Origin of the sequence: Paenibacillus cisolokensis (genome assembly GCF_018403665.1) — a bacterium.
In the GTDB taxonomy this organism is placed as follows: domain Bacteria; phylum Bacillota; class Bacilli; order Paenibacillales; family Paenibacillaceae; genus Paenibacillus_AH; species Paenibacillus_AH cisolokensis.
The window spans coordinates 1-9,123 of sequence record NZ_BOVJ01000209.1 but is presented as its reverse complement, the minus strand read 5'-3'; the positions used below and the strand labels follow the sequence as shown (position 1 = coordinate 9,123).

The window sequence follows — 9,123 nt, the reverse complement described above, 5'->3', positions numbered from 1 at the left end:
CACACTGACTTGACACTGACAGTCGTTCCTTCCGCACTTGACGAACGGCCCAAATCGAAATATAATCTAATCACTTACGAAACATTAGTAGCTCAATATTTGTTAAGCACAATAAAAAGGAGATGAGACCAGTGGCAGATTTGAAAATTGGCATTATTTTGGGCAGCACCCGCCAGGGACGCGTCAGCCCCCAGGTTGGCGAATGGGTGAAAGGAATTGCCGATCAACGCGGCGACGCGGATTATGAAATCGTCGATATCGCCGATTACAAGCTTCCTTTACTGGGAGAAACCGACGGCCAGGAACCGGGAATCAAGGCCTGGTCCGAGAAGCTGAAAAGTCTCGACGGGTTCGTCTTTATCGTGCAGGAGTACAACCACAGCATCACCGCCGCGCTGAAAAATGCGCTGGACCTGGCCCGCGAAGAATGGAACAACAAGGCGGCAGGCATCGTCAGCTACGGTTCGACTGGCGGAGCCCGCGCGGCCGAGCATCTGCGCGGCATTCTGGGCGAGCTGAAGGTGGCGGACGTCCGGACGCATCCGACGCTGTCGCTGTTTACCGATTTCGAAAATTTCTCCACGTTCAAGCCGGCGGCGCTTCATACCGACAACGTGAACACGATGCTGAGCGAAGTCGTCGCCTGGAGCAAAGCTCTCAAAACGTTGCGTTAACCGCGCCGCGGCGCGGCTCCATAAGGCTGTCCACAACCTGCGACCGGATTCCTTCGGGAATTTGCGCCGCAGGTTTTTTCGTGTTCGCTGCCATATCTTCATTAATGTTGATTTTGATAATCATTATCAATATAATGAATACAATTTCCCGTTACGGTGGTGCTTTGAAACGATGTTGGACAAAGTCGAAAGCGATGGCCGAGGAATCAAGCTGGACCAATACATGTATAGATTGCGTTCCGTCGAATACGTGCAAGGCATTTCGGGCGAGCGGTTGGATCAACGGCTTGCATCCGCTTATTCGCTTGTCATTGTGACGAATGGACATGTCCGGCTTGAACTGGACCATGTCGAAGCGACGCTGGACGGTCATTCGGTCTATTTGGCCTGCCCGGGCAAACGTTCGGGACAGCAGAATGCAATGCAGATCTGGAAATGTATATCGTCCATTTCGACGTGTACTTGCCCGGCCAGGTCGGGTCAGAATCTGAAAATCTTGGCGGGTTTCAACCGGCAATGGATGTTGAGCTGTTCCCTCGCCAATGCAAGATCGATACCGGCTCCGAGCCGAATCTCCCGGCCATATGCAGAGAACTGTATAGCCGATGGATTCGTCCGAGCAGCAGTGACCGGTTTCGCAGCCAGATCGAATTTCAAAAGCTTTTGCTTCATATCGAGCTTTACCGGATGCAGCAAACAACCGGAACAACTCACGCCATAGTGTCCGCCAAACGATATATCGAAGAGCATTACAGAGAGCCGATCACCGCCGGTTTATTGGCCGGCCAACTGGGATTAAGTCCGAAATACTTTGCCGAACTGTTTCACAAAATGTACGGAAAAAGCGTCACGTCGTATGTGACCGAGTTGAGGCTGCGGGAAGCGAAGCGCCTGATGCTGCATTCCCGTTTCAAACTGCGCGACATCGCGCACAGAGTCGGCTATGCGGACGAATTTTACTTCAGCAGGAAATTCAAGAAGGAGATCGGCGTCTCGCCCACCTCGTACATGAACAGCCGCCGGCGCAAGCTGGTCGCCTATCGGCCCTGGATTATCGGCCATTTGCTGGCATTGAATGTTATGCCGTACGCTGCGCCGCTCCACCCGAAATGGACGGAGAGCTATTACCGGGACTATCGGCATGAAATTCCGATCCATCTGAGCGCTTACCGCTATAATCAGGATTGGCGGATGAACGTCGTCAAGCTGGGGCGGCTTGCGGTCGATCTCATTGTGACGACGGACGATCTCGAGGAGCAGGAGAAGCGGGCCCTCGGGCAAATCGCTCCGCTTCTATGCCTGCCCCGCAAGGAAACGAACTGGCGGGAGCAGCTTCAGTATTTGGCCGCGGAGCTCGGAGAGACGTGGCAGGCCGGGAAGTGGCTGGAGGCGTATGAGCACAAAGCGCGGGATGCGCGCAAGCGGCTTCAGCCCTATGTGGGCGGGAAGACGTTCGTCGGCTTGCGCATGGTCGGCAACCGGCTGTACTTGCATTGCAACGGCGGAATGGCGGACGTTCTCTATCGCGATCTCGGGCTGTCGCCGGCCTGCCGAAGCGAGATGCCGACCTATGACAGGCCGATCGCCGTGGAAGAAATTGACCGGCTGAATGCGGATTATATGCTGATGCTGATTCGCCGTGACAACGACACGTTGGCGCATTGGACGAAGCTGCAGTACGATCCGCAGTGGCAAGCGATAGCGGCGGTGCAGCGCAAGCGTGTCTATGAGCTTCCGTCCGATCCGTGGCGGGAATATTCCGCCCATGCCATGCTGCGGATGCTGGAATACGCCGAACAATTGTTAACCGCCGATCATCCATCACTTATCCGGATTTAATCCATGGATCATGTCCGGCACACTTTTTATACTGTAATAGTGATAATCATTATCAATGACAAGCAATGGTCTGGAGAAAGAAGAGGGAGGCAATTTCGAAAGATGAGAAAACGCAGACTTGGCGCAGCAATCGTATTGGCATTATTTCTGATTCTTCTGGCGGCCTGCGGAGGCGGCAACAGTTCGGACACGAAAGGGGCGGCCGGCGAGACACCTGCGGCTGCGAACGAAAGCAACGAAACGGCGGCGTCTTCGAATGGGAACGGCACGAACAGCGGCGGCGAAGAGGCTTCGGCTTCGACTGGCGGTGAGACGGGCGAACGCACAATAGAATATTTGGGTCAAAGCTATACCGTCCCTGCCCGTGTAGTGCGGATTGTCATTACCGGATCGATGGAGGCGCACGAGGATGCGCTCGTTCTCGACGTTCATCCGGTCGGTGCGGTCACGTACGCGGGCAAATTCCCCGAACGTTTCGCGCCCATTACCGATCAGGCCGAGTCGATCGGCGAGAAGGCGGAACCGAACTTTGAGACGATCCTGAAGCTGCAGCCGGACGTCATTCTGGGCACGACGAAGTTCCCCGAGGAAGTCAAGGAACAATTGAGCAAAATTGCCACGCTCATTCCGGTCTCCCATATCGCCACGGATTGGGAGGCGAATTTGATGCTGCTCGGAGAATTGACAGGCAAGCAGGATTTGGCCAAACAGGTGATCGACAAGTACAAAGCGGAAGTCGAAGCCGCCAAGCCGGCGCTTGTGGAGAAGCTGAAAGGGAAGAAGGTCGTCGCGATTCGGATTCGTTCGGGCCAGTTGTTCATCTATCCGCAGACGGTATTCGTCAACCCGATTCTGTATGGTGACCTCGGTCTGGACGTGCCGGAAGCCGTGGCGGCGGCCAAAGCTCAGGAAGCGATATCGGTCGAACAGCTGGCGGCGATGAACCCGGATTACCTGTTCCTCCAGTTCTCTGAAGATGAGAACAAGGATACGCAGAATGCGCTGCAGGATGTGCTTGACAACCCGATCGTTCAAGCGGTTACGGCGGTTAAAGAAGGCAACGTATTCGTAAACCTCATCGATCCGCTGTCCGAAGGCGGGCCGGCATGGAGCCGGACGGAGTTTTTGAAAGCGATGCTGGAACAACTCGCGAAGTAGGGGGACCGCATGCGTTCCAATCCAGGAGTCAGGCACGCGGCGCTGCTCACAACCGGACTGCTGCTTATCGCTGCGACGTTCGTGCTGTCGGTGCGCTATGGAACGAAATCGATGGATGCCGCAACGGTGTGGGACGCATTGTTTCATTACGATCCGGAGAATATGGATCATCTGATTGTTCGCACTTCGAGAATTCCGCGCGCAATCGGCGCTTTGCTGGTCGGCGCATTCCTCGCGGTCTCGGGTGCGTTGATGCAGGGGATGACGAGAAACGATCTTGCATCCCCTTCCATTATGGGGGTTTCGGACGGCTCGGTATTCGCGATCACGCTGTGCATGATTTGGATGCCGGGCGACTCCGCCATGTCGATGATCGTATGGTCCGTCATCGGATCCGCCTTCGGCGCCTTGCTGGTGTTCGGCGCAGCGCGGCTGCTTCCCGGCGGCATGTCGCCGGTGTCGCTGGCGGTTCTGGGGACGGTCATCGGCATGTTCCTGAACGGCGTATCCCAGGCGTTGTCCACTTACTTTCAGGTATCCCAAAATATCAGCTTCTGGTATAATGCCCGGCTGCATCAGATGGACCCTGCGGTCATTCGGCTGTCGATCCCGTTTGCGGTGGCCGGTCTTGCGATCGCGCTGATGACGTCGCGCCGGATTACGGCGCTGTCCTTCGGCGACGAGACGGCCGCCGGACTCGGCGTCCGTATTCGCTTGATCAAATCGTTGGCCATGCTCAGCGTCATGCTGCTGACCGGCATTTCGGTGGCGATCGCGGGAAAGATCGCTTTTATCGGTCTGATCATTCCCCATATTGCCCGTTTCCTGGTCGGGCAGGACTATCGGCGGATCATTCCGTATGGCGCCTTGCTTGGCGCGTTCTTCCTGGCATGGTGCGATCTGATCAGCCGGTTCGTCAACCATCCGTTCGAAACGCCGGTGGGGGTTGTGACCGCTCTGTTCGGCGTGCCTTATTTCCTCTATTTGATCCGCAAGAGAGGAGGAGGCAGAAGTGGCTAAATCCGTACAGGCAAGACGATTCCGGCTGGTCTTCTTCTCTGCGTGCGCCGCGGCGCTCTGCGGCATGTATGTCAGTTTGACGAACGGCACGTTCGATATTTCCATAGCCGACATCGTCCGGACGCTTCTAAGGATGGACCCGAGCCGGGAACATGATCTCGTCATCTTCGAATTTCGACTGCCCCGCATTCTGATCGGCGCTTTGGTCGGTTTCGCCCTGGGCGTTGCCGGCGCCGCGCTGCAGGGAATGACGCGGAACGCGCTTGCCGATCCCGGCATTCTGGGCATTCATGCGGCAGCCGGCGCGTCGGTTGTGCTCGGCATGTTTCTTTTTCATGGGACGATGAGGTCGCCCGGCTGGCTGACGGTTATGACGATGCCGATGTTCGGCTGGGTCGGGGGAATTGCCGCGGTTGTGTTGCTGTATCTCTTCGCGAGGCGTCATGGCGAACTGGAGCCGCAGCGGCTCATTCTTGTCGGGATCGCGCTCGGTTCGGGTTTCAGCGCCTTGACGCTCTATATTTCGCTGAAGATGAATCCGCAAGATTTCGAGATGGCTACGGTATGGCTCTCGGGCAGCATTTACAGCGCGACCTGGAAGCACGTCGTGACGATTTTGCCATGGCTGCTCATTCTGGTGCCGGTCATTTGGAGAAAGGCGCCGATTCTCGACCTTCTGCAGCTGAACGAAGCGAGCGTCAAAGGATTGGGCGTCCGTACGAAGCGGGAAAGGCAAATTTTGCTGCTGTGCTGCGCCGGGCTGGTCAGCGCATGCGTCACGGTATCCGGCAGCATCGGGTTTGTCGGCCTGATTGCTCCGCACATGGCGAGAAGGCTTATCGGCATTCCTTACAAATATATCGTTCCGGCATGCGGCGCAATCGGAATGGCGCTGGTCGTCGTCGGGGATTTTATCGGCAAGACGGTATTTGCGCCGGCGCAGCTGCCTGTCGGCATCGTGATCTCGATTATCGGCGTTCCTTATTTTATTTATTTGCTGTACCGGTCCAGGAGAAGGTAGGACTTGCAGTCCTCCCATATACGTACCTCTGCCGCCCCCAGCTATGGCTGACGAAGCGGGCTTTGCTTTGCAAAGTCTCAAGGAGAGAGAAGGATGTTCGAAAGGTTCAGGAAAGATGAGGCGGCCGGATTTGAACTGTCAATTTATTTGCCCCATGACTATGGGAAGGTCCGCGAGCGCTACCCCGTTGTGTACGTACAGGACGACGGAAATGTCGTGCGATCGGGCTTTAACTATATCGACCACTTGGTCATGACGAAACGTTTGCCGAAAATGATCTTTGTGGGCGTCAAACCGCACAACCGCAACGATGATTATACGCCCTGGCCGGCCCGGGCGCTGCTTCCGGGGCAACCGGACTTCGGCGGCGGCGCCGGGCATTATCTGAGGGCGCTCGCCGAACAGATCAAGCCGCATGTCGACGCGGCTTATCCGACCGGCCGGAGCCTGAGAACACGGGAATTGCCGGCTGCTCTTTCGGCGGACTTGTCAGCGCCTACGCCTATTACCGGTACCCGGAGCTGTTCGGCAAGATCGCCATGATTTCGGCGTCGTTCTGGTATGAAGGCTTTCTTGCCTTTATGCGCGAGACGCCTGTCCCCGATGGGACGCATTGCATCTACATGTACGTCGGCGAGCTGGAAGGCATCTACAAGCCGAACATTCAGCGCGAAATGGTGGAACGGACGAAAGAGGCCAGCGCTTTGCTGCTTGCCAAAGGCTTTCCGCAGGATCGCCTGAAGTTCGAGACCGATGCGAACGGTACGCATGACGCCTTCTTCTTCACGCAACGATTTATGAATGCGATGCTCTGGCTGTTCGGCCATTAGGAGCAAGACGGCGCAGCGGGTGGAGAGAAAGGGGAGAAATCGTAATGGTCGATAACAACGGCCGTTCCGCTTTCGCCATACCGGGGGCGGAGCAGTGGACGATGACCGGCCGGACCGGCCGCCGCTACCGGATTATGGCCTGGATGCCGGATGCGGCGGTCCCGGAGGCGGGATTTCCGGTCATCTACATGCTGGATGCGAACGCCGCCTTCGGGACGATGGTGGAAACCGTGCGTCTGCTCGGTCAAGGACCTTACCGGGTCGATCCGTCCGTCGTCATCGGCATCGGATATGAAACGGATCGGCCGCTGGATACGCAGGCGCGTTTTTACGATTACACCGTATACGCGGCTGACGACGAATTGCCGCCGCGCAAGGACCGTTCGCCGTGGCCGGCGACGGGCGGGGCGGCGGATTTTTTGCAGTTTATCGAGGAAGAGCTGAAGCCTGGTATCGAACGGTTGTATACGATCGACCGCAGCCGGCAAATGCTGTTCGGACATTCGCTTGGCGGATGGTTTGTGCTGTATGCGCTGTTTCGCCGATGCGACGCTTTTCAGTATTACGTTGCGGGAAGTCCGTCCATCTGGTGGAAGAACGGGTATATCGTCCCTGATGCGGAACGGTTCGCGGAGTCCGGGAAGCAAGCGGATTGGCGGGCGTCGCTATTGATCGGGGTCGGCAGCCTGGAAAAGCCGCATATGGTGCGCGATGCCCGGCAAATGTACGAGCGTCTGCTCGCGGCGGATATTCCCGGCTTCGCCGTTCAGTACCGCTGCTACGAAGACGAGGGTCATTTGTCCGTGGTGGCGCCTTTGATCGGGCGGGCGGTTCGTTTTCTTGACCCGAATCATGATAATCGTCCCAAGTCATGACGCCGGCCGATGCGTGCGCGAAAGAACGGGGCGTCCCGTCCGCTAGAAAGAACGGCTCCCCTTTATAGCAGACAGGCTAAATGCTAGAACCTGTTGCTGTAAGGGGGGATTTTTTTATGCCTAAAGGGAACGCAAGAATTTTTGGACAGTTATTCAATTCCACGCATATTATATATCGTATGATATATAATTGAAGCAACTAGAAAGGGGGAGAATGGGAGGCATGTTGAGTAAAGAGCTTGTAAGGCAACAGATCGAGGAAAAGCTGAAGAGGAAAGTGGCATCGGATCCGAAGCTCCATCAAGTACATATGCTCATACATTCGGACAAGCTAAATATCCATTGGCCTATGGCCGCTGGAAAAACGGATGAGGCACCGGTTAATCCGCACCAGCCTTTTCACACGGCAAGTGTTGGTAAAACGTTTACATCGGTAATCGTAGCGAAACTGGTCGAAAGAGGTCTCGCCAAGTTCGAAGATCCAATTGCCCGTTATTTGCCTTCAACGATTCTTGAAGGTCTGCACCTGTTTAAAGGAAAAGATTATACATACGATATTCAGATCAAACATTTATTAAACAATACGTCGGGCGTGCCCGATTATTTTGAAGATAAACCGAAGCGACACCGAGCGTTTATGCAAGATATATTGGAAGATCCCTCGCGCTTTTGGACAGCCGAAGAAACCATCCAATGGTCCAAGCAACACCTGGAACCGCGCTTTCCCCCGGGCAAAGGGATTCATTATACGGACACAGGCTACAATCTGTTAGGGCTCATCATCGAATCGATTACTTCAAAACCTTATCATGAAATTTTGCATGATTATATCTTCAGACCTCTGCAGATGAGACACTCTTATTTATCCCATTATTCCGAATCTGCCGTTCAAAGCGAATATCCGGTAGCTCACGTGTATCTGAACCATTTAAAAGTCAATGTCGATGAATATCGCAGCTTTAGCAGTTTTTATGCTGGAGGTCAAGCGGTCTGCACGACAGAAGATCTGCTGCTCTTCATGAAAGCGTTGGTTGAAAATCGACTGGTGAAACCGGAAATATTGAACGCCATGCAGAACTGGAACAAAATGTGGCCGGGAATGGAATATGGCTATGGGCTTATGAGGATGCGGTTTATCCCTTTCACTCAGAAATATTTGGCTTGGGGTCATCTCGGTGCCAGCGGCGCTTTTATGTTATACTTCCCAAATTTGGATGTATATGCTATGGGGAGCTTCAATCAAACCGCGTATCGGTCGAAAAGTATGAACTATTTATTTTTAACGTCCTTCGCAAAGTATCAAAGATTGATTGACAGCATTGTGGCTGTGCGGCCATGAAGCGCAGAGGTCGCGGGTTCATGCTCGATCATGCATAAGCGCGAAACGCAGCTGATACGGCTGCGTTTTTTTGGTAGGAGCGTGCCCGGAGGGCGTTCGCGTGGGGGGGACGTTGATATCGTTAATGAACGCTGTTCTGATGGAGCACTTGGGCATGTTAAGGCACGCAATTCTGACGGAGCGTTTGCGGTGCTTTAAGCCACATTCTCTATGACGAAGCGTCTTTCTAGATGAAATGTTACTCTAACGAATATCACAAGCCTTATTTTCGCCAATAAGCTGCTTTTTCAGATTTAACGAATCTGAGCCACCTTATTTTCGATATTTCGCCCGAATTCGATCACTTTTAAGCAAATAGCGTTGCTCA

General features: G+C 54.6%; 9 protein-coding genes. All 9 read left to right on the top strand.

The features are described 5' to 3' along the window. Window positions 1-122 precede the first annotated feature (122 nt). The 9 genes from PACILC2_RS24160 (at window position 123) to PACILC2_RS24125 (ending at window position 8,756) form a co-directional block, all read left to right on the top strand. Window positions 123-674 (top strand): NADPH-dependent FMN reductase, encoded by a 552-nt coding sequence (locus tag PACILC2_RS24160; RefSeq protein WP_062494411.1) that lies wholly within the window; start codon window positions 123-125, stop codon window positions 672-674. A gap of 516 nt (window positions 675-1,190) precedes the next feature. Then, window positions 1,191-2,513, top strand: a complete 1,323-nt coding sequence (locus tag PACILC2_RS24155; protein WP_213531406.1) for a helix-turn-helix domain-containing protein — start codon at window positions 1,191-1,193, stop codon at window positions 2,511-2,513. Between the two features lie 102 nt (window positions 2,514-2,615). Further along, entirely contained in the window at window positions 2,616-3,671 is a 1,056-nt protein-coding gene (locus PACILC2_RS24150; RefSeq protein ID WP_213531404.1) for an ABC transporter substrate-binding protein, read from the top strand. Window positions 3,672-3,680: 9 nt separating this feature from the next. Continuing rightward, window positions 3,681-4,691 carry a FecCD family ABC transporter permease gene (locus PACILC2_RS24145; protein WP_213531402.1) on the top strand — a complete coding sequence of 337 codons (1,011 nt, stop codon included), beginning with the start codon at window positions 3,681-3,683 and terminating at the stop codon, window positions 4,689-4,691. Further along, window positions 4,684-5,712: a FecCD family ABC transporter permease gene (locus PACILC2_RS24140; protein ID WP_062494404.1), complete on the top strand. Its 1,029-nt coding sequence runs from the start codon at window positions 4,684-4,686 to the stop codon at window positions 5,710-5,712. Before PACILC2_RS24145 ends, PACILC2_RS24140 begins: the two co-directional genes overlap by 8 nt. A gap of 93 nt (window positions 5,713-5,805) precedes the next feature. Continuing rightward, window positions 5,806-6,255 carry an alpha/beta hydrolase-fold protein gene (locus tag PACILC2_RS28205; protein WP_280515395.1) on the top strand — a complete coding sequence of 150 codons (450 nt, stop codon included), beginning with the start codon at window positions 5,806-5,808 and terminating at the stop codon, window positions 6,253-6,255. Continuing rightward, window positions 6,174-6,542 (top strand): alpha/beta hydrolase-fold protein, encoded by a 369-nt coding sequence (locus PACILC2_RS28200; protein WP_280515396.1) that lies wholly within the window; start codon window positions 6,174-6,176, stop codon window positions 6,540-6,542. Before PACILC2_RS28205 ends, PACILC2_RS28200 begins: the two co-directional genes overlap by 82 nt. A 44-nt stretch (window positions 6,543-6,586) precedes the next feature. Further along, complete coding sequence (locus PACILC2_RS24130) at window positions 6,587-7,417, top strand: alpha/beta hydrolase (protein WP_213531400.1); 831 nt, start codon at window positions 6,587-6,589, stop codon at window positions 7,415-7,417. Between the two features lie 223 nt (window positions 7,418-7,640). Continuing rightward, the gene (locus PACILC2_RS24125; RefSeq protein WP_244863818.1) at window positions 7,641-8,756 is read left to right on the top strand and encodes a serine hydrolase domain-containing protein; all 1,116 of its coding nucleotides are present in this window, start codon (window positions 7,641-7,643) and stop codon (window positions 8,754-8,756) included. The last annotated feature ends 367 nt before the right edge of the window (window positions 8,757-9,123 follow it).

Excerpts from the sequence above, each read along its gene's own strand:
- PACILC2_RS24160 (WP_062494411.1), top strand. The coding sequence starts at position 123 with ATGAGACCAGTGGCAGATTTGAAAATTGGCATTATTTTGGGCAGCACC.
- PACILC2_RS24155 (WP_213531406.1), top strand. The coding sequence starts at position 1,191 with ATGGATGTTGAGCTGTTCCCTCGCCAATGCAAGATCGATACCGGCTCC.
- PACILC2_RS24150 (WP_213531404.1), top strand. The coding sequence starts at position 2,616 with ATGAGAAAACGCAGACTTGGCGCAGCAATCGTATTGGCATTATTTCTG.
- PACILC2_RS24145 (WP_213531402.1), top strand. The coding sequence starts at position 3,681 with ATGCGTTCCAATCCAGGAGTCAGGCACGCGGCGCTGCTCACAACCGGA.
- PACILC2_RS28205 (WP_280515395.1), top strand. The coding sequence starts at position 5,806 with ATGTTCGAAAGGTTCAGGAAAGATGAGGCGGCCGGATTTGAACTGTCA.
- PACILC2_RS24130 (WP_213531400.1), top strand. The coding sequence starts at position 6,587 with ATGGTCGATAACAACGGCCGTTCCGCTTTCGCCATACCGGGGGCGGAG.
- PACILC2_RS24125 (WP_244863818.1), top strand. The coding sequence starts at position 7,641 with ATGTTGAGTAAAGAGCTTGTAAGGCAACAGATCGAGGAAAAGCTGAAG.